Source organism: Bartonella sp. SD1336NMGDW (assembly GCF_042193565.1).
Lineage (GTDB): Bacteria > Pseudomonadota > Alphaproteobacteria > Rhizobiales > Rhizobiaceae > Bartonella > Bartonella grahamii.
This window is the reverse complement of sequence record NZ_JBHILW010000003.1, coordinates 41,946-65,635: the sequence shown is the minus strand read 5'-3', so window position 1 is coordinate 65,635 and position 23,690 is coordinate 41,946. Positions and strand designations below refer to the sequence as shown.

20 protein-coding genes are annotated in these 23,690 nt (G+C 37.7%); 10 read left to right on the top strand and 10 right to left on the bottom strand.

From position 1 onward, the window contains the following. Window positions 1–24: 24 nt before the first annotated feature. The 3 genes from coaA to ACFIKH_RS03055 all read left to right on the top strand — a co-directional run bounded on the left by coaA (window position 25) and on the right by ACFIKH_RS03055 (window position 3,431). A complete protein-coding gene (gene coaA / locus ACFIKH_RS03065; protein WP_375625617.1) occupies window positions 25–1,023 on the top strand; it encodes a type I pantothenate kinase in 999 nt (332 codons plus the stop codon). 13 nt (window positions 1,024–1,036) lie between these two features. Next, the gene (locus ACFIKH_RS03060) at window positions 1,037–2,410 is read left to right on the top strand and encodes a M17 family metallopeptidase (RefSeq protein ID WP_375626742.1); all 1,374 of its coding nucleotides are present in this window, start codon (window positions 1,037–1,039) and stop codon (window positions 2,408–2,410) included. Window positions 2,411–2,567: 157 nt separating this feature from the next. Beyond that, entirely contained in the window at window positions 2,568–3,431 is an 864-nt protein-coding gene (locus tag ACFIKH_RS03055; RefSeq protein WP_375670971.1) for an NlpC/P60 family protein, read from the top strand. Window positions 3,432–4,276: 845 nt separating this feature from the next. On the opposite strand, the gene mutT is transcribed toward ACFIKH_RS03055, so the two are convergent. From mutT to ACFIKH_RS03040, 3 genes are all read right to left on the bottom strand, one after another. Then, window positions 4,277–4,690, bottom strand: a complete 414-nt coding sequence (mutT, locus tag ACFIKH_RS03050; RefSeq protein WP_375625611.1) for an 8-oxo-dGTP diphosphatase MutT — start codon at window positions 4,688–4,690, stop codon at window positions 4,277–4,279. Between the two features lie 130 nt (window positions 4,691–4,820). After that, window positions 4,821–6,053: a bifunctional glutamate N-acetyltransferase/amino-acid acetyltransferase ArgJ gene (gene argJ, locus ACFIKH_RS03045; protein ID WP_375626736.1), complete on the bottom strand. Its 1,233-nt coding sequence runs from the start codon at window positions 6,051–6,053 to the stop codon at window positions 4,821–4,823. 131 nt (window positions 6,054–6,184) lie between these two features. Further along, the gene (locus ACFIKH_RS03040; RefSeq protein WP_375670257.1) at window positions 6,185–7,138 is read right to left on the bottom strand and encodes a peptidylprolyl isomerase; all 954 of its coding nucleotides are present in this window, start codon (window positions 7,136–7,138) and stop codon (window positions 6,185–6,187) included. A 435-nt stretch (window positions 7,139–7,573) separates the two neighbouring features. Here ACFIKH_RS03040 and secA point away from each other — a divergent pair, with 435 nt between their 5' ends. The 4 genes from secA (at window position 7,574) to prmC (ending at window position 12,883) form a co-directional block, all read left to right on the top strand. After that, entirely contained in the window at window positions 7,574–10,291 is a 2,718-nt protein-coding gene (gene secA / locus ACFIKH_RS03035) for a preprotein translocase subunit SecA (RefSeq protein ID WP_375626732.1), read from the top strand. Beyond that, window positions 10,230–10,721 carry a Fur family transcriptional regulator gene (locus ACFIKH_RS03030; protein WP_375625603.1) on the top strand — a complete coding sequence of 164 codons (492 nt, stop codon included), beginning with the start codon at window positions 10,230–10,232 and terminating at the stop codon, window positions 10,719–10,721. Before secA ends, ACFIKH_RS03030 begins: the two co-directional genes overlap by 62 nt. Before the next feature lie 222 nt (window positions 10,722–10,943). Continuing rightward, window positions 10,944–12,020, top strand: a complete 1,077-nt coding sequence (gene prfA / locus ACFIKH_RS03025; protein WP_375625601.1) for a peptide chain release factor 1 — start codon at window positions 10,944–10,946, stop codon at window positions 12,018–12,020. Further along, window positions 12,017–12,883, top strand: coding sequence for a peptide chain release factor N(5)-glutamine methyltransferase (gene prmC, locus ACFIKH_RS03020; protein WP_375625599.1), 867 nt, complete (start codon window positions 12,017–12,019; stop codon window positions 12,881–12,883). The genes prfA and prmC overlap by 4 nt, the downstream gene beginning before the upstream one ends. Here the strand turns inward: prmC and nrdF are convergent. The 4 genes from nrdF to nrdH are packed head-to-tail and all read right to left on the bottom strand — an operon-like array spanning window position 12,880 to window position 16,620. Beyond that, complete coding sequence (nrdF, locus tag ACFIKH_RS03015) at window positions 12,880–13,854, bottom strand: class 1b ribonucleoside-diphosphate reductase subunit beta (RefSeq protein ID WP_273722534.1); 975 nt, start codon at window positions 13,852–13,854, stop codon at window positions 12,880–12,882. The two genes, prmC and nrdF, sit on opposite strands and share 4 nt — an antisense overlap. Before the next feature lie 11 nt (window positions 13,855–13,865). Then, the gene (gene nrdE / locus ACFIKH_RS03010) at window positions 13,866–16,016 is read right to left on the bottom strand and encodes a class 1b ribonucleoside-diphosphate reductase subunit alpha (protein WP_375626727.1); all 2,151 of its coding nucleotides are present in this window, start codon (window positions 16,014–16,016) and stop codon (window positions 13,866–13,868) included. Then, on the bottom strand, window positions 15,998–16,396 hold the full coding sequence (gene nrdI / locus ACFIKH_RS03005) for a class Ib ribonucleoside-diphosphate reductase assembly flavoprotein NrdI (RefSeq protein WP_012754607.1): 399 nt from the start codon (window positions 16,394–16,396) through the stop codon (window positions 15,998–16,000). The genes nrdE and nrdI overlap by 19 nt, the downstream gene beginning before the upstream one ends. Continuing rightward, complete coding sequence (nrdH, locus tag ACFIKH_RS03000; RefSeq protein WP_005774163.1) at window positions 16,396–16,620, bottom strand: glutaredoxin-like protein NrdH; 225 nt, start codon at window positions 16,618–16,620, stop codon at window positions 16,396–16,398. The genes nrdI and nrdH overlap by 1 nt, the downstream gene beginning before the upstream one ends. 680 nt (window positions 16,621–17,300) lie before the next feature. Between nrdH and ACFIKH_RS02995 the strand changes: the two genes are divergently transcribed. From ACFIKH_RS02995 to ACFIKH_RS02985, 3 genes are read left to right on the top strand one after another with little or no spacing between them, the layout of a single operon-like run. Further along, window positions 17,301–18,053, top strand: a complete 753-nt coding sequence (locus ACFIKH_RS02995; RefSeq protein WP_375670969.1) for an ABC transporter ATP-binding protein — start codon at window positions 17,301–17,303, stop codon at window positions 18,051–18,053. Between the two features lie 3 nt (window positions 18,054–18,056). Continuing rightward, a complete protein-coding gene (locus ACFIKH_RS02990; protein WP_375625594.1) occupies window positions 18,057–18,926 on the top strand; it encodes a metal ABC transporter permease in 870 nt (289 codons plus the stop codon). 10 nt (window positions 18,927–18,936) lie between these two features. Further along, window positions 18,937–19,854 carry a metal ABC transporter solute-binding protein, Zn/Mn family gene (locus tag ACFIKH_RS02985; protein ID WP_375625593.1) on the top strand — a complete coding sequence of 306 codons (918 nt, stop codon included), beginning with the start codon at window positions 18,937–18,939 and terminating at the stop codon, window positions 19,852–19,854. A gap of 1,024 nt (window positions 19,855–20,878) precedes the next feature. On the opposite strand, the gene ACFIKH_RS02980 is transcribed toward ACFIKH_RS02985, so the two are convergent. From ACFIKH_RS02980 to ugpA, 3 genes are read right to left on the bottom strand one after another with little or no spacing between them, the layout of a single operon-like run. Beyond that, on the bottom strand, window positions 20,879–21,925 hold the full coding sequence (locus ACFIKH_RS02980; protein ID WP_375626722.1) for a sn-glycerol-3-phosphate import ATP-binding protein UgpC: 1,047 nt from the start codon (window positions 21,923–21,925) through the stop codon (window positions 20,879–20,881). Window positions 21,926–21,927: 2 nt separating this feature from the next. Further along, entirely contained in the window at window positions 21,928–22,779 is an 852-nt protein-coding gene (gene ugpE, locus ACFIKH_RS02975; RefSeq protein WP_375626720.1) for a sn-glycerol-3-phosphate ABC transporter permease UgpE, read from the bottom strand. A gap of 10 nt (window positions 22,780–22,789) precedes the next feature. Next, window positions 22,790–23,674 carry a sn-glycerol-3-phosphate ABC transporter permease UgpA gene (ugpA, locus tag ACFIKH_RS02970; RefSeq protein WP_375611841.1) on the bottom strand — a complete coding sequence of 295 codons (885 nt, stop codon included), beginning with the start codon at window positions 23,672–23,674 and terminating at the stop codon, window positions 22,790–22,792. Between the last annotated feature and the right edge of the window lie 16 nt (window positions 23,675–23,690).

Below are 23,690 nucleotides of genomic sequence, written 5' to 3'. Positions count from 1 at the left end.
GCAAAAAATTCTCGTCCAATACAAATGATTGATACGACTATACAAAAAATTAATCAGGAAGATAATCTGGTCAAATGCGTTTCTGACCGATATTCACCCTATCGTGTTTTTACTGCACAAGAATGGTCAGAGTTTCGCGCAGACACACCTCTTACTTTGACTTTTGATGAAATTAAGCGTTTGCGCTCTATTGATGATCCTATCGATCTTAAAGAAGTCCAACGCATTTATCTTTCTTTATCGCGTCTGTTAGCATGCCATGTTGAAGCAGTACAGGAACTTTTTCACAAACGTCAGCAGTTTCTCCATCAAGAAGAGAGTAGAAAAACGCCCTTTATTATTGGAATTGCTGGTTCTGTAGCAGTAGGAAAATCAACCACGGCTCGCATTATTCAAGAACTGTTGAAACGATGGGCATCTAGCATTAAAGTTGATCTGATCACAACGGATGGTTTTCTCTATCCTAATGCAATCTTACAGCAAAAAAATCGTATGAATCGTAAAGGATTTCCTGATTCCTATGACATTAAGAAATTGCTGTGCTTTCTTTCGGCTATAAAAGCAGGTATCGGAAATGTTCGTGCCCCGCTTTACTCACATATGACCTATGATGTTCTAGAAAATCAGACAATTACCATTGATCGTCCTGATATTTTAATTGTTGAAGGTATTAATGTATTACAGGTCAGTGATCTTCCTAAAGATGGGAAAGCTATTCCTTTCGTATCAGATTTTTTTGATTTTTCAATCTATGTCGATGCCGAAACAGAAGTCATTCGTCACTGGTATTTGGAACGCTTTAAACGTTTGCGTAAAACAGCTTTTCAAAATCCTGAATCCTATTTTCATCGTTATGCCCAGCTCAGTGAAAAAGAAGCCTCAAAAATCGCTGAGGATCTTTGGCAAACAATTAATTTAAAAAATTTACAAGAAAATATATTGCCAACACGACCACGATCCAATCTCATTCTACGAAAAGGAAAAAATCATTTGGTCGAGTATGTCGCACTTAGACGACTATAAGGATCTCATAACTATGCAGCACTATCACATTCATTTTACCTCAACGCGTATTGATAACAGTTGCCCTATCATCTTGGTAAACCAAAGAACTCTTGCCAACTTATCACTTGATGCGTCAACAACAGCATGGATAAAAGTTAATGACTTTACTGGTAAAGCAGGACAAATACTCTTTGTTCCTCATGAAACGGGGCATTTAAAAAAAGTTTTATTTGGAATTGGCAATGGGAACGATCCCTTTATCACAGGACTGCTTGCTCAAAAACTTCCTGCTGGTCAATGGCATTTAGAAGGTACAACCTCTGATGAAATAAATGCCTATCTTGGATTAGCATTCGGTAGCTATCAATTTAATCGCTATCATCAAAATTCCTCTTTCAAATCATTGTCTATCCATGTCAATGAGGCCGTTGATCTTAATGAACTCCAACGAATTTATGAAGCTGTCTTTTTCGTCCGTGATCTCATCAATATTCCAGCCAATGATATGACCCCTGATGCTCTCGAAAAAGAAGTACGAAAACTAGGAAAAATCTACGGTGCTCATATCCAAAGTATTTGTGGAGATGATCTCTTAACCCATAACTTTCCGATGATTCATGCCGTAGGACGAGCAGGCAGTACTGCACCGCGACTGATTGAGTTACACTGGGGGCAAGAACATCATCCTAAAATAACGTTGGTAGGAAAAGGGGTAACTTTTGATACGGGAGGGCTCGATATTAAATCAGCCAATAACATGTTGCTTATGAAAAAAGACATGGGGGGTGGAGCAAACGTTTTGGGATTGGCTAAACTTATCATGGATGCCAAATTGCCTTTCCGTCTACGTGTTTTGATTCCAGCTGTAGAAAATGCAATTTCTGCGAATGCTTACCGACCAGGTGATATTCTAAAAAGTCGTAAAGGCTTAAGTGTTGAAGTAGGTAATACAGATGCTGAAGGACGACTTGTCCTTGCCGATACGCTCGCCTATGGTGATGAAGAAAGTCCACAATTCATGCTTTGTATGGCTACTTTAACAGGGGCAGCGCGTATAGCATTAGGACCAGATCTTCCCGCATTTTATTGTAATGATTCAATATGGGCACAACAAATTTCTGAATCTGCTCACGCTGTTTTTGATCCTCTTTGGCAAATGCCCCTTTGGAAACCTTATCAAGAGATGTTATCATCACCAATTGCTGATCTTAACAATGTAACTGGAAATAGCTTTGCTGGCTCTATAACGGCTGCTTTATTTCTTAATTCTTTTGTTGAAAAAGCTGAACATTTTGCGCATTTTGACCTTTATGGATGGGTTCCAAAAGAAAAACCAGGATACCCTATTGGTGGATCAGCACAAACTATTCGTGCCCTTTATAATATATTTAAAAATGAAGTTTGACACACAATATCCACAAAGATAGACAATTTTGCATCTTAAAGAATAATTGCAATCGTCTTAAACTGTGTTCTTAGTTTTGTTTGAGGATAAAAACCTTACCAATAGAGTTTTCATGAGTTTGTTTAAAAGTAAGAAGTAACAAAATGGAAGCAAAAAGATGATCTCTAAAGACCCAAGACTTTATGCATTCAGAAATGATCTAGCAGATCAACGTCTTGAAACAGAAATTACAGCCCAGCGCTTTGTTCAAGGTGAAAAAAGACGTGTTAATACAGTGGTCGCTGGACTTTTTAAAGAAAATAGTAAAAAAAGTGAAAGACAAACAGAATGCTTATTGGGAGAAGAACTTCTCATTTTTGAACAAGGGGAAACGATGTCGTGGGGACAATCCCTCAAAGATGGTTATGTTGGTTATATTGATACAACAGCCCTTTGTACATCAACTATAAAACAAACGCATATAGTTTCAGTACCACGTACATTTAAATATTTACACGCTGACTTACGTGGACCAATAGTGTCCCCATTATCTATGGGAAGCAAAGTCAGTGTTGTTGATGAAATTGAAGTCCGTGACACAATGTATTCTATTCTTGAAAATGGAACAGCAATCATTACAAGCCATCTCAGCCCCATTGGACGTGTATACGAAGATTATGTCACAGTTGCAGAAACCTTTATCCGTACACCTTATCTTTGGGGTGGTGTCAGCGGTTTTGGAATTGATTGTTCGGGACTCATTCAACTCTCTATGATGATGACCGATCAAATAGTTTTACGTGACACCGATATGCAGCAAGAAACTATAGGCAGTCCTCTTACAGATACTGATAAACTTCAACGAGGCGATTTAATTTTTTGGAAAGATCATGTTGCTATTATGGTTGATCATGAAAATATTATTCATGCAAATGGTTTTTCCATGGACGTTATGATCGAGCCACTGGAAGAGGCAATTACGCGTATCGCTAAAAAAAATCAATATCCCATCGCAAAACGTCGTCCAATGCAAGAAACTTAATACATGCCTCCTATAAAAATAATTAATTGGATGTTTTTGTTATATAATAAATTGATTTATAAGGATAATTATCCATCATTCATTCTGTGTCAAGAATTCCAAATATCGTAAAATTCTCTCATTTCAAATCGGTTTTTATGTTGAATCAATCAAAATCGCTTGCTTGTTCATCACAAGCGACATTGATGTATAAGTAAGAATATCCCTTCTGAATGCTCTCAAATGCCAAAAGCTATCATAATAACATTGGGACCAGCTTACTCTTTCATAAGCGTAAGGATAGTGGTGCTCAATAGATTTTACATTATTTCCATGGGGGCTTTAACGTTATACCATTCACTAGTGCGACACGAAATGGGCTTTGGAGCATTGCGAGATGCCTCTTTTAAACAAGCTCGTGAATATACAACACAATGCCGTTCTACATTACCTAAAGAATGCCCCCCTCTTAATCAAAAGCAACATTTTTTGAAATTTTTCCTATTATCGATATCTCATGAAATAAGTACCCCTTATACCTCTCAGTGCACCCAAACCCATCTCACAATGATCCGCGTGAAAAAGCATCATTATATACTTTGCCAATTCTCAATGTTGCGATAACCCTTGGCTATTGGAGAGTTCTTTCAGCACGTATTTTATTTCTTTCTTAAATAATTTTATCCACATGACCCTCCTCACTTGGAACGTGCAAAAGAATGATTTTGATTAATTTAACATAAAACAGATTTGAAATGAAAAAAATTACGACTCTGGACTTTCCCATTCAACATAAAAATTATAAATTATCAATTTAAATCAATATATTGAATTATATTTAAACAATATTTCCTTCTTATAACACATTAAAGAAGATGATTTTTCAATACCTGAACCAATGGTTTATCAGCATCAGGCATAGGGTATTTATCAAGATCATTAACAAAAACCCATTCTAAATTTTGCCCCTCTCGTCCTTGCGCAACTCCCTCATAATGATAACAAAGATACAACGGCATCAAGAGGTGAAATGTTGTATAGCTATGGCTCGCAAACGTTAAAGGGTGTAAATTATTTGCCTGAACATACACACCGAGCTCTTCTTCTAGTTCACGAATCAATGAAATTTCTGGAGTTTCACCTTGCTCAACCTTTCCACCAGGAAACTCCCATAAACCAGCCAGCGATTTTCCTTCAGGACGCTTGGTAAGCAAAACACGATTATCTTGATCTAACAGTGCACATGCAACAACAAGAAGAAGGGGACTTTTTATATACATATCACTCTCCAATGAGAATATAAAGATAACTGTCTCTTTCTAGTATATTCCCTTACCTCAAAAAGAACGCACATATCTCATTCTCTTTTAAAAAATAATAATAGGCAGTTAAATATAGAGAGTGCATCCATTAACTTCTGTAATCGCTATTGATCATAACGTACTCTTTTGTTAAATCGCAAGACCAAACCGTCGCTGTGCTCTTACCCAAACCGATATCAACACGAATTGTGATGTGTTTACCTTGCATATAAGCACCTATTGTCTCTTCACAATACTCAGGATCTCGTACGCCATTCACGGCCACACGATGCTCACCAAACCAAATCGTCAATAGATCACGATCGACTTCAACACCGGCCTTCCCAACTGCCATAACGACCCGCCCCCAATTCGCATCTTCACCGGCAATAGCCGTTTTTACGAGCGGTGAATTTGCAATTGATAAAGCAATAGTTTTAGCTGCATTGTTTGTTGTAGCGCCCATCACATTAACCTCAATTAAATGACGAGCACCTTCGCCATCACAAACAACTTGTAGTGCAAGTTCATGCAGAAGTGCACTCAATTGTTTCACAAAAACTCCATAACGCGGATCAGATTTACTTGTAAGACATGGAAAATGTTCTTTTCCTGTCGCAAACAACATAAGCGTATCTGAAGTTGAGGTATCGCTATCAACAGTAATTGAATTGAAAGAACCCTCAACTGCCTCTGATAACATGGATTGGAGTGCATCCGAAGAAATAGTCGCATCACTAACCACAAATGACAGCATTGTCGCCATATCAGGTGCAATCATACCAGCACCTTTTGCAATTCCATTAATGGTAACACTCTCTCCCCCACAGTCAAAAGTGCGCGTCGCAAGTTTTGGAAATGTGTCCGTTGTCATTATGGCTTTTGCAGCTTCCAACCAATTCCCCTCTTCTGCTGTCTCTGCCATACTTGGTAAAAGATTGACAATACCCGATGCATCCATTGGCTCACCAATAACACCCGTAGAAGCTATAAAAATTTCATCTCCTCTAACCTTTAAAGCGTTCGCTGCTGCACAGATGATTTCATCGGTTGTGCGCTTTCCTTTGCTTCCTGTAAAAGCATTTGCATTTCCAGAATTCACAACAACACCCCTCGCAACCCCATGAGGAAGCGATGCACGACAATGCTCTACAGGGGCAGATGGACATTTTGAACGGGTAAAAACACCGGCCACACTCACTGGCTTATCGAATATGATGAAAAGAAGATCTGTACGATCTTTATATTTGATCCCAGCTTCAGCTGTTGCTATCCGTACCCCAGATAAGGGAGAAAGCTCCTGGATCTTTTGAGGCGACAAAGGAGAAATTTTCAAAACCACAATATGCTTTCTGTAAAAATAAATGAAATAATTGCAGATCAATAACCCCTCATAGAAAACTGCTAGGCTTTTTGAACAAAACTAACCTAGCAAATTATCTATTAAAGAGGCTATCCACTTATTTTTCCTAGCTATTCCGTATCTTCTTCATCTGATGTCTCATCGGGAAGTAGCGTTCCATTTTGATGAAGCGATTCCATGATTTTTGTAACATTAGGATCAGGGTATTTCACATCTATCTTGCTACGCAAATCAACAATCAGTTCTTGATAGCGCTTTTTTATCAGCTGTGTCCGCAACATCTCTTTAACATCATCAAATGCAGGAGGTTGTTTCAAACGACGATCTTCTAATTTAATAATATGCCAACCAAAAGGACTTTCAACGGGTTGTTTAGTGTATTCGCCAATTTTTAAACCAAATGCAGCATCTTCAAAAGGCTTGACCATTTGACCATGGCTAAAATAACCAAGATCACCTCCAACAGCAGCAGAACCATCTGTTGAACTTTTCTTTGCAATCTCTTCAAAACTTTCGCCTTTATTTAAATGCTTAATGATAGATTCTGCTTCTTTTCTTGTTTTGACCAAAATATGACGCGCTTTAACCTCATCTTCTTTAGGTAAAGCAGCGACTTCTTGCTTATAAAGAGCTTCCAAATCAGTATCCGAGATTTTGTCAACAATCGCCTGTTTAAAATAAAGCTGTTGAAGAACATTGTCACGCATGACTGACATACGTTTATCGTAAGCTTCTGTCTTATCAAGACCTTTGCTTCTTGCTGCTTTTGCAAGTGCCTGCATATCTAAATAAGCTTTTAGAACCATCATACGGCGTTGTTCATCAGGAAAACGTGCTAAATTAGGATTTATTTCAAGCGCTAAATCATCCAATTGGCCTGCTGTAATATTTTTCCCATCGATAACCGCCATAACATGAGAAGGAGAAACGGCTTTTTCAGAAGCTTTCTCCAAAGTCTTTAAATCATTCGACGATGAATTCAAACCTTCTTGGGCTCTCACCCCTAAACTTGTACTTGCCAATAAAGCTGATGCTAAAAAAAGCGTGATAAAGTTAAATTTCATAAATATACTCCTTAAAAATGAAGGCAGGTTCAAGATTCCAATTTTCTTTACCATAACACTTTAACCTTTAAACATAGAGAAATAAATTAGTAATTTTATTTTAAAAAAGTATAAAATTGTCCTTTTATCTCAGTTGCTCCAATCCTATCTAATGCAGATGAAAAACATGATAATAGAGAAAAATGACATATTGTATCTTAAATTACTTTGTATTGTATCAGTTAAATAGCGTACCTAAAGTTGACATAGAGCGCTTAGCCTCTTATCTCTACTTTACAATTAAAGTGAAAAATTGCACACCAACAAGTATAATGGTACCATCTGCATTTCATGATGTCTCTAATAATATCAGATAACTTGAAGAAAATGTAGAGTATGGGGAAAGCGTATGAATTACCCAACAAGAGTGACAACAATTAAAAGAAAGGGCCAGAGATGGTCAGTTTAGGTGTTTTTGCCCGTAAGTTTTTTGGTTCAGCTCATGAGCGACGTCTCAAAGCACTCCGCCAAAAAGTTGCACAAATTAATGCTTTGGAAGAACAATTTGTAAAATTAAGTGATGAGCAGCTTTGCCAAAAAACAGATGCCTTTCGTAAACGTCTTAGTGAAGGTGAAAGTGTTGATTTGCTCTTACCAGAAGCTTTCGCAACTGTTCGTGAAGCCGCAAAACGTGTTTATGACATGCGTCCTTTTGACGTGCAACTTATTGGTGGAATGGTCCTTCACGACTGTGGCATAGCTGAAATGCGTACTGGTGAAGGTAAAACATTAATGGCAACTTTACCAATTTATCTCAATGCATTGGAAGGTAAAGGCGTTCATGTTGTGACAGTAAATGATTATCTCGCCAGTCGTGATGCTGAAACAATGGGGAAAATTTTTAGTTTTCTAGGGCTTACAACAGGCGTGATTCTTCATGATCTTGATAGTGATGCCCGCCGAGAGGCCTATGCATGCGACATCACCTATGCTACAAATAATGAACTAGGTTTTGATTATTTGCGTGATAATATGGCCTTCGATCGTAGTCAAATGGTCCAACGTGGACATCATTACGCGATTGTTGATGAAGTTGATTCGATTCTTATCGATGAAGCCCGTACACCCCTTATTATTTCTGGTCCTCTAGAAGATCGTACTGACTTCTATAACCTTATTGATACATTTATTCCTGCCTTAACTCCAGAAGACTATGAAATAGACGAAAAACAAAAAACAACGACTTTTACCGAAGTTGGTACTGAAAAAATTGAAAAAATGCTCGAACAAGCTGGACATCTTAAAGGTGAAAGTCTTTATGACATAGAAAATGTCGCTATCGTTCATCATGTCAATAATGCTCTAAAAGCTCATAAACTGTTTGCTCGCGATAAAGATTACATTGTTCGCAATGATGAAATCGTTATTATTGACGAATTTACAGGGCGAATGATGCCTGGGCGGCGTTATTCTGAAGGACTTCATCAAGCGTTAGAAGCTAAGGAGCATGTTGCTATTCAACCAGAAAACCAGACACTTGCTTCCATCACTTTCCAAAATTACTTCCGTATGTATAGGAAATTATCTGGAATGACTGGAACTGCAACAACAGAAGCCGAAGAATTCAGAAATATTTATGGTCTTGACGTTGTTGAAGTCCCTACAAATTTGCCAATACAACGTATTGATGAAGATGATGAAATTTATCGAACAGCAGAAGAGAAATATCGGGCAATTGTGCGTGATATCCGTCAAGCACACGAAAAAGAACAGCCTATTCTTGTTGGAACAACCTCTATTGAAAAGTCAGAACAATTGGCAGAGCGTTTGCGAAAAGAAGGCATTACCGATTTTAGAGTCTTAAATGCTCGCTATCACGAACAAGAAGCGTACATCATTGCGCAAGCAGGAGTTCCTAGAGCTCTCACCATCGCAACCAACATGGCAGGACGCGGTACGGATATACAGCTTGGTGGTAATGTTGAAATGCGCATCCGACAAGAGTTACAGGATATCCCCGAAGGTCCAGAGCGGACAGCTAAAATTGAAGAAATAAAAAAAGATGTTCAGAAGCTTAAAGACAAAGCTTTAGCTGCTGGTGGTCTTTACGTCATTGCGACGGAACGTCATGAAAGCCGTCGTATTGATAACCAGCTTCGTGGACGTTCTGGTCGCCAAGGCGATCCAGGTCGCTCAAAATTCTTTCTCTCTCTTCAAGATGATCTTATGCGTATCTTTGGCTCCAATCGTATGGATGGTATGCTGCAAAAACTTGGATTGAAAGAAAATGAAGCTATTATCCATCCATGGATTAATAAAGCCCTTGAAAAAGCACAAAAAAAGGTCGAAGCACGAAACTTTGAAATTCGTAAAAATCTGCTAAAATATGATGATGTCATGAATGATCAACGCAAGGTTATTTTTGAACAGCGTATGGAGATCATGAACGCAGATGATTTATCAGAAATGATCCTTGAAATGCGCAATGAAGTCGTAGAGGATCTCGTAGAGGCTTATATTCCATCAGGGACATATTCTGAAAAATGGGATGTAAAAACTCTCGAAGAAGAACTTCAACAACTCTTTAATCTTGAGCTTCCAGTAAGAGAATGGGCAAAAGAAGATGGAATTGCCGAGGAGCAGATTTTAGAGCGTGTATCAGATGCTGTTACAAAACTTGAAAATGAACGTACTGAACGCTATTCTCCAGAAGTTATGGCTTATTTTCACAAGGCAGTATTGCTCGAAACTATTGACACGTTATGGCGTGAACATCTGGTGAGTTTAGACCATTTGCGTTCTGTTGTTGGTTTTCGTGGTTATGCGCAGCGGGATCCGCTCAATGAATATAAGACAGAATCTTTTGAACTCTTTCAAAGTATGTTGAGAAATTTGCGCAGAATTGTCACTTCTAAGCTTATGCGCTTTGAAATCATTCAACAACCTACAGAACCGACCATGCCTGAGCAAACTGATGCTGCTTCTTCTGTTTTTAATGATCAAAGTCAAGAAAATGCTCCCACCTTATGGGCACGATCACAAGAAAATAGATTTGTTAATCCACAAGATCGTGACCCTAACGATGTAACCACATGGGGAAAAGTTGGACGTAATGAGCGTTGTCCTTGCGGTTCAGAGAAAAAATACAAACACTGTCATGGAGCCTTTGTTTGAAAAGCAAACTATGAAAATGAATAAAAAGCGAAATTATGAGCAAGAATTGCGCACAGCTGGTTTAAGAGTAACACGTCAACGACGAGTTATTCTTGATATTTTGGCTGATACAAATGACCATCCCAATGCATTTGAGATTTTTCAGCGTGCAAACAAAATAGATTCGAGTATTTCACTCTCAACTGTTTATCGAACCATGAAAACATTAGAAGGAAATGGAACAATTCATCGCCATAGCTTTAGTGGTGGTCCATCTCGTTTTGAGCAAGCAGATGGGCAACATCATGATCATCTCATTGATATAGAAACAGGACAAGTTATCGAGTTTCATTCTGATGTTATTGAAAAGCTGCAAGAGGAAATTGCAAAGTCCCTTGGCTATGATATTATTCATCACCGCCTTGAACTTTACGGAAAAAAAAACTCTTAAAAAAGTGATTATATATCATTAGATAAAATACCTGAGGTAAATCAAGTTTTATAAAAATTTACCTTTAAGATATAACAGTTTCCATTGGCAAAAAAATTTTTTTGCTCTATTACCCCTTTTTGTATGATGCTATACGGTAATTCATTGTCAGCATTATAACGAAAAATCATTGCAACAAAATATTATAAAAATTGTATTATGAAAAATTAGGCCAATATTATCATGGTTTCTTTGCCACAAGATCGTATGAGACAGCTTGAAAAGCGCTTTGAAATAATTGAAAGCCAAATGACGACTAATCCAAATGCTGAAACATATGTCAAATTAGCTTCTGAATATGCAGAACTACAACCCGTTATTGCCTCTATACGCGCATTAAATGCTCTTTACGGAGAGATTACAGAATTAGAAACGATTATCAATGATAAACAAACAGATATAGAGATGCGTAATCTTGCCCAAGAAGAGCTACCATTGTTATATAAAAAAGTAGAGCAATTTGAAAAAGAACTCCAGATTCTGCTTTTGCCTAAAGATGTTGCTGATGAAAAAAACGCTATTGTTGAAATTCGAGCAGGAACAGGTGGATCAGAAGCAGCACTTTTTTCCGGTGATCTTTTCCGTATGTATGAACGTTATGCCCATGCTCACCATTGGAAAGTAGAAGTTATTTCACTCAGTGAGGGAGAAGTTGGCGGATATAAAGAGATTATTGCTACTATCTCAGGAAAAGGTGTCTTTTCTAAATTGAAATATGAATCAGGGGTTCATCGTGTGCAACGCATCCCCGAAACAGAAACCGGTGGACGTATCCATACATCTGCTGCTACCGTTGCAGTCCTTCCGGAGGCTGAAGAAATTGATATTGATATTCGCCCTGAAGATATTCGTATTGACACAATGCGTGCATCTGGAGCAGGAGGACAGCATGTTAATACAACGGATTCAGCTGTTCGTATCACGCATATTCCAACAGGAATTATGGTCGTACAAGCAGAAAAATCACAACATCAAAACCGAGCACGAGCCCTTCAAATTTTACGGGCACGCTTATTCGATATCGAACGACAAAAAGCGGAAAGTGAACGTTCAGCTTCTCGTAAAAGCCAAGTTGGTTCTGGTGATCGTTCAGAACGTATTCGTACCTATAATTTTCCACAAGGACGTGTCACGGATCACCGTATTAATCTAACCTTGTATAAGCTTGATCGCATTCTAGAGGGAGATCTTGATGAGCTTCTTCATGCACTCATCTCAGATCATCAAACAACACTGCTGATGGAAATGGATAATAATTGAGAAAATATTCTTTCAAGAATGTCATCCAACAAATGCAAGAAAAATTGCGCACGAAAGGAATTGCTGAAGCCGATCTCGATGCGAAAATACTCGTTGAATGGATAACAGGAATAAATGCTGCTGAAAGAATTTCTAAACCAGATATGCATCTGTCTTCTGAGCATATTATACAAATAGAACAGGCTTTACAACGGCGTATTGCAGGCGAACCCGTCTATCGTATTATAGGAGCACGAGAATTTTATGGTATATCTTTTACATTGTCTCAAGAGACGTTAGAACCTCGTCCTGATACAGAAACGCTGATAGATCTTGTTCTCCCTTTTCTCCAAAAACAGGTCGAAAATTCGGGAAGAACAACATTCCTTGATATGGGAACAGGAAGTGGCGCCATTGCCATTACACTCCTTAAACAAATTCCCCAATCCTATGCGGTGGCAGTCGATATTTCTGAAGATGCCCTTAAAACAGCGAAAAAAAATGCAAAGAATGCTGAAGTAGCACACCGCTTCACACCTCTTCTTAGCGACTGGTTTGATGCTGTCGCAGATCGCTTTGATTTCATTGTTTCCAATCCACCTTATATTCCCGCACAAGATATCAAAAAACTTGCAAAAGAAGTGCGCTTACATGACCCATTGCGCGCCCTGATAGGAGGGGAAGATGGACTTTATTTTTATCGAAAACTCGCCCATGAAGCAGCCAACTACTTAAAAGAAAACGGCTATGTCGCTGTTGAAATTGGTTACTCTCAAGAAAATGAAGTCTGCAATTTATTTAAAAAAAATGGTTTTCAATGTTTAGAAGTGCGTAAAGATCTAAGTGGAATACCCCGCGCACTTCTATTTGCATGCAAACATTAAAATTCCCAATCATCATCCGTGGTAGCAACCGCCTTGCCAATGACATAAGAAGAACCTGCCCCTGAAAAAAAGTCATGATTTTCGTCAGAGTTTGGTGATAAAGCTGCCAAAATAGCGGGATTAACACGACAAACCTCAGGGGGAAAAAGAGCTTCAAAACCTAAATTCATTAAAGCCTTGTTAGCATTATAATGAAGAAAAATTTTAACATCTTCTGTCAATCCAAGTGCATCATAAAGATCTTCAGTATATTTGCACTCGATATTATAAAGGTCAAAGAGCAGGTTAAAAGCAAAATCTTTAATTTCTTGTCTTTTGGCTTCATCAAGCTTTGCAAAGCCCAATTGGAATTTATAACCTATATAATAACCATGGACTGCTTCATCACGAATGATTAATCGAATGAGATCTGCTGTATTGGTCAACTTAGCGCGACTGGCCCAATACATGGGCAAATAAAAGCCAGAATAAAATAAAAAGCTTTCCAGCAAAGTCGAAGCAATTTTTTTCTTAAGTGGATCATTTGCTTCATAACGCTCAAGTACTAATCTAGCCTTTTTCTGCAAATGAATATTTTCTTCTGACCATCTAAACGCATCATCAACCTCTACCGTCGAACAAAGGGTTGAAAAAATAGAGGAATAAGAACGTGCATGAACCGCTTCCATGAAAGCAATATTCGTCAACACTGCCTCCTCATGCTCTGTTATTGCATCAGCCAGAAGCGAAATGGCTCCTACGGTGTTTTGAATTGTATCTAAAAGCGTTAGTCCTGTAAAAACACGAATTGTTAATTTACGTTCTTCATCTGTTAAGCTTGACCATGAGGGAATATCATTGGAAAGTGGAACCTTCTCAGGTAACCAAAAGTTCCCAGTTAAGCGGTTCCATACTTCAAGATCTTTCTCATCATGTAATCTATTCCAATTAACAGCGCACACAACAGGATTTTTGGTTGTAATCTTTGTCATATGATGATCTCCTATAAACTGCACGAAACACAGCCATCAACTTCTGTTCCACTCAACGCTACTTGCCGTAATCGTACATAGTAAATACTCTTTATACCCTTTTTCCAGGCATAAATTTGTGCGCGGTTAATATCACGTGTGGTAGCGGTATCAGGAAAAAATAATGTTAATGAAAGACCTTGATCAACATGCTGTGTTGCAGCAGCATAGGTATCTATAATTTTTTCAGGACCAATCTCATAAGCATCTTGGTAAAAATTTAAATTCGTATTATCCATATAAGGAGCGGGATAATAAACGCGCCCAATTTTTCCCTCTTTGCGAATTTCAATTTTTGAAGCAATTGGATGAATAGAAGAAGTGGCATGATTAATATAGGAAATAGATCCCGTAGGTGGAACTGCCTGCAAATTGCGGTTATAAAGCCCATACTCAATGACTAATTTTTTCAGTTCCTGCCAATCCTTTTGATCTGGGATAACAATATTGTTCCGCGCAAAAAGCTCTTGCACAAGCGCAAATTGCGGTTTCCATTCTTTTTCAATATATTTTTCGAAAAAACGTCCATCTGCATAAGCTGATTTTTCAAACCCTGCAAACATTTCTTGACGTTCACGTGCAATCAAATTGGAAGCCCGTATGGCGTGATATGTCACAATATAAAAATAGATATTGGTAAAATCTATCGCTTCTGGAGACCCATAATAGATCTGTTCACGCGCTAGAAACCCATGCAAATTCATTTGTCCCAAACCAATCGCATGACTTTCAGCATTGCCTTTCGCAATGGAAGGCACACAGGCAATATTACTCATATCCGAAACCGCAGTAAGGGCACGAACAGCAGATTCCACGGTCTGTCCGAAATCAGGACTTTCCATTGCTTTGGCAATATTCATAGATCCAAGATTACAGGATATATCACTTCCAATCGTGCGATAAGTTAAATCTGTCTCCAGTTCACTCGCCTCACTCACCTGCAAAATTTCTGAACATAAATTGCTCATACTTATGCGCCCAGCTATCGGATTCGATCGATTAGCAGTATCCTCAAATAAAATATAGGGATAACCTGATTCAAATTGAATTTCTGCTAATGTCTGGAAAAAAACGCGTGCACTTATTTTGTTTTTACGAATCTTTGCATTATCAACAAAAGAACGATAATGCTCCGTTAAAGAAATATCGCTAAAGGGCTTACCTGTCACACGCTCGATATCATAAGATGAGAAGAGATACATATCCTCATTATTCCGTGCAAGCTCAAAAGTAATATCAGGAATAACGACACCAAGCGAAAGCGTTTTGATTCTAACTTTTTCATCAGCATTTTCACGCTTTGTATCCAAAAACTTCATAATATCTAAATGATGGGCATGCAAATAAACAGCTCCAGCCCCCTGTCGTGCCCCAAGCTGATTGGCGTAAGAAAAAGAATCTTCTAAGAGTTTCATCACCGGTAAGACACCTGAGGACTGATTTTCTATTTGCTTAATTGGTGCTCCAGCTTCCCGCAAATTGGTTAAACAAAGCGCCACACCTCCACCACGTTTTGAAAGCTGCAAAGCCGAATTAACCGAACGACCTATCGATTCCATATTATCTTCAACACGTAGCAAAAAACACGAAACCAATTCACCACGTTGTTTTTTCCCAGCATTTAAAAATGTCGGTGTAGCCGGTTGAAACCGGCCTGTAACAATTTCATCCACAAAATTTTCAGCAAGAGATTTATTTCCTTGTGCCAAATATAAAGCTACAAGACAGACGCGATCTTCATAACGTTCAAGATAACGTTTCCCATCAAAAGTCTTTAATGTATAGCTGGTATAGTACTTAAATGCGCCTAAAAAAGTAGGAAAACGAAACTTAAATGCATAAGCACGTTTAAAAAGCTTTTTAATAAAAGAAAAATCATAAAGATCAAATAAAGCTTTTTCATAATAACCTTCTTCTATTAAGTAATCTATTTTTTCCTTCAGGTTATGAAAAAAAACTGTATTTTGATTAACATGCTGAAGGAAATACTGCCGTGCGGCAAGTCGATCCATATCAAATTGAATATGACCATTTTCATCATAAAGATTAAGCATTGCATTCAGCGCATGATAATCAGTAATCTGATCCGATTTCTGCGATTGTCCTATACCAATTGTTTCCAAAATCTTTCCAATCCCTTTTTTACATAAAGAACGTCTTCATCAGTTCCACGCAGCTCAAAACGATAAAGGCAAGGTACACAACATTTTTCAGCAATGATTTTACTTGCTAAATTATAATAACAACCAAAATTACGATTCCCACCACCAATGACACCACGAATTAATTTTCGGTTCTCAGCTTCATTAAGAAAATGGATAACGGCTTTCGGCACTGCTCCTCTTCCTTCACCATCTGCATATGTAGGAACAACCAGTACATAAGGTTCACCAACCAATGCAGAAGGCTTTCTTTTATCAATTTTGAAGAGTCGTTGACCAAGTTGCGAGACAAAATGTTCTGTATTACCCGTTGCACTCGAATAATAAACAATAAGCCCCATTAAGCACAAAGACCACTAATCATATCTGGTCTAAAACCAGACCAATGATTTTCACCACAAACAACGACAGGAACCTGACGATACCCCAGAGATTGAACAAAACTGTATGCTTGTTCATCACAAGAAATATCAACAACGCGATAATGAATGCCTTTTGCATCAAAAGCACGGCGTGTAGCATCACATTGGACACAAGATGGTTTGCTATAAATAGTGATCGACATTTTCTTCAACTTTCACAATTCCAAATAATCAACCCTAAAGGGTCAATCTAATAATTTTATAAGTACTCAAGAATAACAAAAAAACAGAAATTGTACGCAAAACATGTGGTTATTTTCAAATAGTACACAGCTTCCTGAACATAACAGAATTCCTCATCAAATAACTTCAAAGACTATGATGAGAATAAGCGATTATTCTATAACTTAAATGGCAAAGCCCCCCAGTTATAAACAATCTTTTGCTTGCATTACAATTCCCTCCTGCTGTCTAAAAAACTAACGTTCTAAACTACCGTTTTTCAAGAGCTCTGTTTTACTCTTTTTCGGCAAAAATCAATTACAAAAACGAAAGGAATCCTTCCAAAAGAGATCCTTCAGCAAAAATACTGCTATGCCCTTGGTCAATAAACTCTTTACAATAATGGAAATAACTTAGATACCAAACGAAACACACTAACACCCTCTCTTGTGCTTATTTAGAATCACCAATCATTTTGATACTATATATAGTATATACTCTCTCTCTTTCGTCAAGGTGAATTCAATTATTATTTTTAATTTTCCACGATCTTCACACTAAAATTTTCAGTCCTCAAAATTATGTAATAATATAACATTTTATTGACAAACGTTATATTATTACATAGTTTCCAAAATAATAAGCAACGATGGTAAAAAATATGGATCTGCACTTCAATAAGACAACATTAGGCTATGGAAATAGAATAGCAATAAAGAACTTTTCAGCGAAGTTAAAAGCTGGTTCATTGGTCGCAATAACAGGTGATAATGGCGCTGGAAAATCGACACTGCTAAAAGCCATCGCCGGATTGATTAAACCTCTTAAGGGAAAAATTACAAAACCAAAAAAAAGCCGCATTGCTTATCTTTCTCAGCAATGTGATGTAGATCAAACATTTCCAATTGATGTGAAAACGCTTGTAAAAACAGGGCTGTGGTCTTTTTGTGGATTATGGAAAAGCCAGCGCCCTTATGATTCTCAGATTCAAAATGCGCTTGAAATGGTTGGGCTTACAGAACTCGCACCCCGTTCGCTTGAAACATTATCAGGCGGGCAATTACAACGCGCTCTTTTCGCACGTATCATTGTGCAAGATGCCAATATTATTTTGCTTGATGAACCTTTTAATGGTGTAGATCATAAGACCCAAAAAGATCTTCTTGCACTGATCACATACTGGCAACAGCAAGGACGCACAGTTCTCACAGCACTCCATAACCCTCTCATCGTGCAAGAATTTTTCCCCCAAATGATTCAAATTAATCAACAAAACGCCTTTTATGGAGAAACAACACAGTTTTTAAACAACACTATTCATCACGTTATGCCACCTCTCACATCCAATTCTTTTCCTATTAGCGCACAAAAACAAAATCTTCCCATCAATGATCCTCTCTTTCTTAGGTTATAAGACGTGTATGCATTTTTTCTTGCTCCCTTTGTTGATTTCCAATTTATGCAAAACGCCCTTATCGGTTCTATTTTCCTGTCTATTAGCGCTTGTCCTGTTGGTGTATTTTTGATGCTCCGTGGAATGAGCTTGACAGGAGATGCTATCTCTCATGCCATTCTTCCTGGTGTTGCAACTGCTTTTCTGATTTGTGGCTTTTCCCTCATATCTATGACACTTGGTGGCATCTTCGCTGGTATTATTGTCGCTTTAGCAACCATTTTAATTTCACGAAATAGCTTTCAGAAAGAAGATGCATCCATGACTGTCTTTTATCTTATTGCACTCGCGGCAGGTGTCATTATTATCTCACTAAAAGACTCAACAATTGAGCTGCTTCATCTCTTATTCGGATCGGTTCTTGCACTTGATGCACAAGCCCTCTGGTTAATCACTACTATAATGCTGATTACACTATGCAGCCTTTGTATTTTTTGGCGTGCACTCGTTTTAGAAAGCTTTGACCCCCTCTTTTTTAAATCACTCTCTCCATTGAGTAAATATATTCATATTTCATTGCTTGGACTTGTGGTGTTGAATCTGGTTGGAGGATTTCAATCACTAGGAACATTACTTTCCGTTGGCATTATGATGATTCCAGCTATTACAGCCCGTTTTTGGTTTTCACGGCTAGGCCCTATTTGCGCACTTTCCACTCTTTTTGGAATCATTTCTAGCGTATGTGGTCTCCTGCTTTCTTTTCATCTTTCACTTCCCTCCGGCCCTGCGATCATCATTGCCGCAGGATTTATTTATCTTTTTTCCTGCTTGATAAGTCCACGTGGACTTATTGTAACATGGTTTCCCCACCTCTTTTATACCTCCTCACTTTAAGGAAAAAAATGTGCCTAAGTTTGCTCAAAAATTTGTTCTTCTTGGAGCTTTATTGCTTTCTTTTTCTCCATTTTCTGCTTCTGCAAACAATAAAATCAAAGTTGTTGCGAGCTTTTCTATTCTCGCAGATCTCGTAAAAAATGTAGGAGACAACCATATCTCTATGACCACTTTTGTAGGTCCCAATGCAAATACCCACACTTATGAACCTACCCCCCATGATGTTCAAGCTCTTAGAAATGCTCAAATTATTTTCATCAACGGACTTCATTTAGAAGGATTCATTGATCGCCTCATTACAGCAAGCGGTACAAAAGCACTTCTTGTCAAAGTTAGCGCTAACATTCCCTCCCTCAAAATGAAAAATCAAGAACATAACGCCCATCATCACCACAGCGTTATTGATCCACATGCTTGGCAAACAATTCCCAATGTCAAAATCTATGTGAAGAATATCGCTGCTGCTTTTTGTAAAATCGATCCACAATCCTGCACAAGCTACAAAAAAAATGCCGAAACCTACATCCAAAAACTTAAAATAGCACAAGATACCCTGAAAACAAAAATTACTACCATCCCTAAAGATAAACGTATCATTATCACATCTCATGACGCCTTTGGCTATTTTGCAAAAGAATACGGTTTTACTATCCTCGCCCCTCAAAGTGCTTCAACAGAAGCTGAAGCAACCGCAGCCGATGTTGCTAAACTTATCAAACAAATTAAGGCAAATAAAGCAGCTGCACTATTCGTTGAAAATATCTCTAATCCCCGTCTCATAAAACAAATTGCAAAAGAAACAGGTTTGAAAATTGGTGGGACACTTTATTCTGATGCATTGTCAAATAAAAATGGCCCCGCAGCAACTTATCTCGATATGATGGAACATAATGTGAATACCATCATTGATGCCATCACAAAACATTAAGATCTTCTACAAAAGAGATAAAAAACTGAATACAGCACTGAACCGTCTTCATATTTGTCTCAAACATACTGTTGTATAAAGTTTAGGTTGGTTTATAAGCAACAAAAAAGTACGCACTTTATAAGAATGCAATATCATAAAACCATTAATATACTGGCAATATATTAAAAAAAATATATCAGCTTTTATAAAATGCTTTGCAAAACAACAAGATAACTGTCTTTGTCCCTGCTAATTCTTATAGGTATTCGCACCAATCCCTTATGTCATATTCATAAAGATCTGTCTAAGGATGATCTATAGGCAATTTTTTAACTCAAGAATATAGAAAATTTGATGGGATGTTACAGATGTGTTTCATCTGCTTTTATCATTAAAAGTAATGAAAATTTTAAAACAAGCGCGCCTTCTATCTCTCAGTGATTTCTTTTGCAACTGACCAGATACCCTAGCTGAAAATTGCATAGTGATTTACATGAGAAAAAATAAAAGCTTCTTATAGAAGCTCTGAAACCATTTAAGATCATATGGTCAGCGGTAAAATAAAATATGCCTATTCTCGTACAGGCTATTTAGAACAGCGTCGTATTTTTTGGATCAAATAGACTTCTTATGTTAGGGATCAGAGCTAAGATATGGGGCGCATCCCCTCTCATCTGTGAATTATTGGTTCCCTCTATTTCCCTCATTTACTTTTTATAAGATACATAAATTATTACATCAAGAAACATATGGTTAATGAATGGTTATTTTATATTGATATTTTTTATAATGAAAATGATTTTATTATGTTTGAGGTTTGAAAATAATATTCTTCTTACAGACCGTGAAAATGCAAATTTTCTTCATATAAATATTTTGACACTCTCAGCGCCATGGAACAATAGATCATTACCAAAACTTTTAAAATTTTGTTTTTAATCACATCGGGTACAACCTGATTTTGTAAATGTAATCGAGAAAGTCAAAACACAACATTATCATGACGCAACATAAAAGAAAGTCGTGTCACATCAATTAATGCTTACTTATTATTTGTGCGCTTTCCAGTGTTTTTATTAAAAGTATGAAAATTCTGATGAGCGACAGTAAAACTTAGTTTTTGACCATAGTCGTGTGTCAAGCGTTCTTTTATTTCAATCGTAAAGATGATATCATTCCAGCGCGTTAAAACATGGCAACCTGTTCCAATAGGCTTGATAAGCTCAATTTTTGTGTGAAAGACAGGTCCTTTATCTGGATGTTCGCCTAATAAGATTATTTCAGGTCTGAATGCTAAAAGATCAGTTTCTTCGCCATAAGACAATGAATGCCCTAAATGTTGTTCTAAGACATGGCGATCAAGAAAATTCATAGGAGGAGAACCAATAAAATCAGCAACAAATGTTGTTGCTGGAGTGTCGTAAATTTCCATTGGTGTTCCAATTTGCTCGATAGCTCCTTTATTCAAAACGACTATTCTATCAGCTAATGTCATAGCTTCTAGTTGATCATGGGTAACATAGAGGCTGGTTGTTCCTAATGAACGCTGTAGTGTTTTTATTTCAATACACATTTGCGCCCGTAATTTTGCATCAAGATTTGAAAGAGGTTCATCAAAGAGAAAAACACGGGGTTGACGTACAATCACACGCCCCATTGCAACACGCTGACGTTGTCCTCCTGATAATTGTCGTGGTTTACGATCAAGAAATGGTTCTATCTCCAAAAGTTTTGCAGCATGTGCGATGCGTTTTTTAATTTCTTCTTTAGGGGTTTTACGATTTTTAAGACCATATTCTAAATTTCCACGAACTGTCATATGGGGATAAAGAGCATAATTTTGAAAAACCATAGCAATATCACGATCAGCTGGTTCACGATCATTGATGCGTTCGTTATCAATACATAATTCACCTGAAGTAACTTGTTCAAGTCCTGCTATAATACGCAATAAGGTTGATTTCCCACACCCTGAAGGACCGACAAGAACAAGAAGTTCTTTATCAGCAACAGTTAAGTTTAAATCATCAATGACCAGAATGCCGTTGTCATACCGTTTTTTTATATTTGATAACTGGATTATGGCCATAATTACTTCTCCGTTTCAATAAGGCCTTTGATAAAAAGCCGTTGCATGAAGATAACAACAAGAACAGGGGGAACCATGGCAACAACCGATACTGCCATGAGTATATTCCATTGAGGATCATGTTGAAGTGATTCGACAATAAGCTGTTTTAAAATAATAAGGATCGTTTGATGCTTTTGATCCGTTGTGATGATAAGAGGCCAGAGATATTGTATCCATCCATAAATAAACATAATGATAAATAAAGCAGCGATATTGCTTTTGCTGAGAGGAAGAAGAATATCCTTAAAAAATTTAACTGGACCTGCACCATCAACACGTGCCGCCTCTAAGAGTTCATCTGGAATAGTCAGAAAAAACTGGCGAAATAAAAATGTAGCGGTTGCAGATGCAATAAGTGGAATAATCATTCCACTATAGGTGTCGATCATCCCCAATTTTGCAACAACCTCATAGGTTGGAAGAATACGAACTTCGACAGGGAGCATCAATGTAACAAAAATAAGAACAAAAGCAGTTTTTCGGAAAGGAAAACGCATATAAACAATTGCATAAGCAGACAAAAGTGAAATAATAATTTTCCCAATACTAATCCCAAGAGCCATAATGAGTGAATTCATTAAGAGTGGCCAGAGGTTGGGAAGACCGAGTTGTGCGAGGCCATCACCAAAGATTGTTTTATAATTTTCCAAAGCATACTTCCCAGGTAAAAGAGGAAGTGTTCCTGAGTTGAATGCTGCTGAACTATGGGTTGATGCAATGATAGCAACATAAACTGGAAAGAAAATAATGATAATGCCAATAATGAGAGTAATATGGGTTAGAAATTTCAAAACAGGGCGATTTTCAACCATAATTTACTTCCTAATATTGTACACGGCGCTCAATCCAGCGAAACTGAATAAAGGTTAAGACAATAACCATCAACATCAATATTGTTGATTGTGCTGCTGATGCACCGATTATTTGATTTCTAAAGCCATCGTCATATACTTTATAGACGAGGATGCTCGTTGCACGCGCAGGACCTCCAGAAGTTGTATTATCAATAATACCAAAGGTATCAAACATAACATAATTGACATTGACAATAAGAAGGAAAAACGTCGTTGGTGAAATTTGCGGGAAGACCACAGTCCAAAATCGTTTAAAGGGACCAGCACCATCAATGGCGGCTGCTTCTATTTGAGAACGCGGAACAGACTGAAGACCTGTAAGAAAAAAGAGAAAATTGTAAGAAATTTGCTTCCAACTAGCCGCTATGACAATAAGAATCATTGCTTGAGTGCCATTAATACGATAATTCCATAGCACCCCTATTTTCTCGAGAAGAAAAGGAATAATTCCGATGGTGGGATGAAAGATAAACAGCCATAATATACCTGCCAATACTGGAGCAACAGCATAGGGCCAGAGCAAAAGCATTGTATAAGCCTTTTTTGCACGGATGACACGGTCAACACAGACCGCTAAGAGAAGTGATATTGTCATTGAAGCGACAGTAACTGAGATGGAAAATACTGCGGTTGTAAGAAGTGATTGCCGATAAGTAGGATCAGAAAGAACCGTTAGATAATTTTCAAAACCAATAAATGTTGTTGTAAAGCCAAAAGGGTCTTCACGCTCAAAAGATGATTTTATTGCTTGAGCAGCAGGCCAGAAGAAAAACAAAAAAGTCACAAGAAGCTGAGGGAAAAGCAGTCCGTAAGAAAGTAGACTATTTTTAAAATATGCATGTTTTTCTTGCATTCGTAGGGCTCTTTAA

Coding starts and splice junctions, on each gene's coding strand:
- coaA (WP_375625617.1), top strand. CDS start 25: ATGATTGATACGACTATACAAAAAATTAATCAGGAAGATAATCTGGTC.
- ACFIKH_RS03060 (WP_375626742.1), top strand. CDS start 1,037: ATGCAGCACTATCACATTCATTTTACCTCAACGCGTATTGATAACAGT.
- ACFIKH_RS03055 (WP_375670971.1), top strand. CDS start 2,568: ATGATCTCTAAAGACCCAAGACTTTATGCATTCAGAAATGATCTAGCA.
- mutT (WP_375625611.1), bottom strand. CDS start 4,690: ATGTATATAAAAAGTCCCCTTCTTCTTGTTGTTGCATGTGCACTGTTA.
- ACFIKH_RS03040 (WP_375670257.1), bottom strand. CDS start 7,138: ATGAAATTTAACTTTATCACGCTTTTTTTAGCATCAGCTTTATTGGCA.
- secA (WP_375626732.1), top strand. CDS start 7,574: ATGGTCAGTTTAGGTGTTTTTGCCCGTAAGTTTTTTGGTTCAGCTCAT.
- ACFIKH_RS03030 (WP_375625603.1), top strand. CDS start 10,230: ATGAGCGTTGTCCTTGCGGTTCAGAGAAAAAATACAAACACTGTCATG.
- prfA (WP_375625601.1), top strand. CDS start 10,944: ATGGTTTCTTTGCCACAAGATCGTATGAGACAGCTTGAAAAGCGCTTT.
- nrdF (WP_273722534.1), bottom strand. CDS start 13,854: ATGACAAAGATTACAACCAAAAATCCTGTTGTGTGCGCTGTTAATTGG.
- nrdI (WP_012754607.1), bottom strand. CDS start 16,396: ATGGGGCTTATTGTTTATTATTCGAGTGCAACGGGTAATACAGAACAT.
- nrdH (WP_005774163.1), bottom strand. CDS start 16,620: ATGTCGATCACTATTTATAGCAAACCATCTTGTGTCCAATGTGATGCT.
- ACFIKH_RS02995 (WP_375670969.1), top strand. CDS start 17,301: ATGGATCTGCACTTCAATAAGACAACATTAGGCTATGGAAATAGAATA.
- ACFIKH_RS02980 (WP_375626722.1), bottom strand. CDS start 21,925: ATGGCCATAATCCAGTTATCAAATATAAAAAAACGGTATGACAACGGC.
- ugpE (WP_375626720.1), bottom strand. CDS start 22,779: ATGGTTGAAAATCGCCCTGTTTTGAAATTTCTAACCCATATTACTCTC.
- ugpA (WP_375611841.1), bottom strand. CDS start 23,674: ATGCAAGAAAAACATGCATATTTTAAAAATAGTCTACTTTCTTACGGA.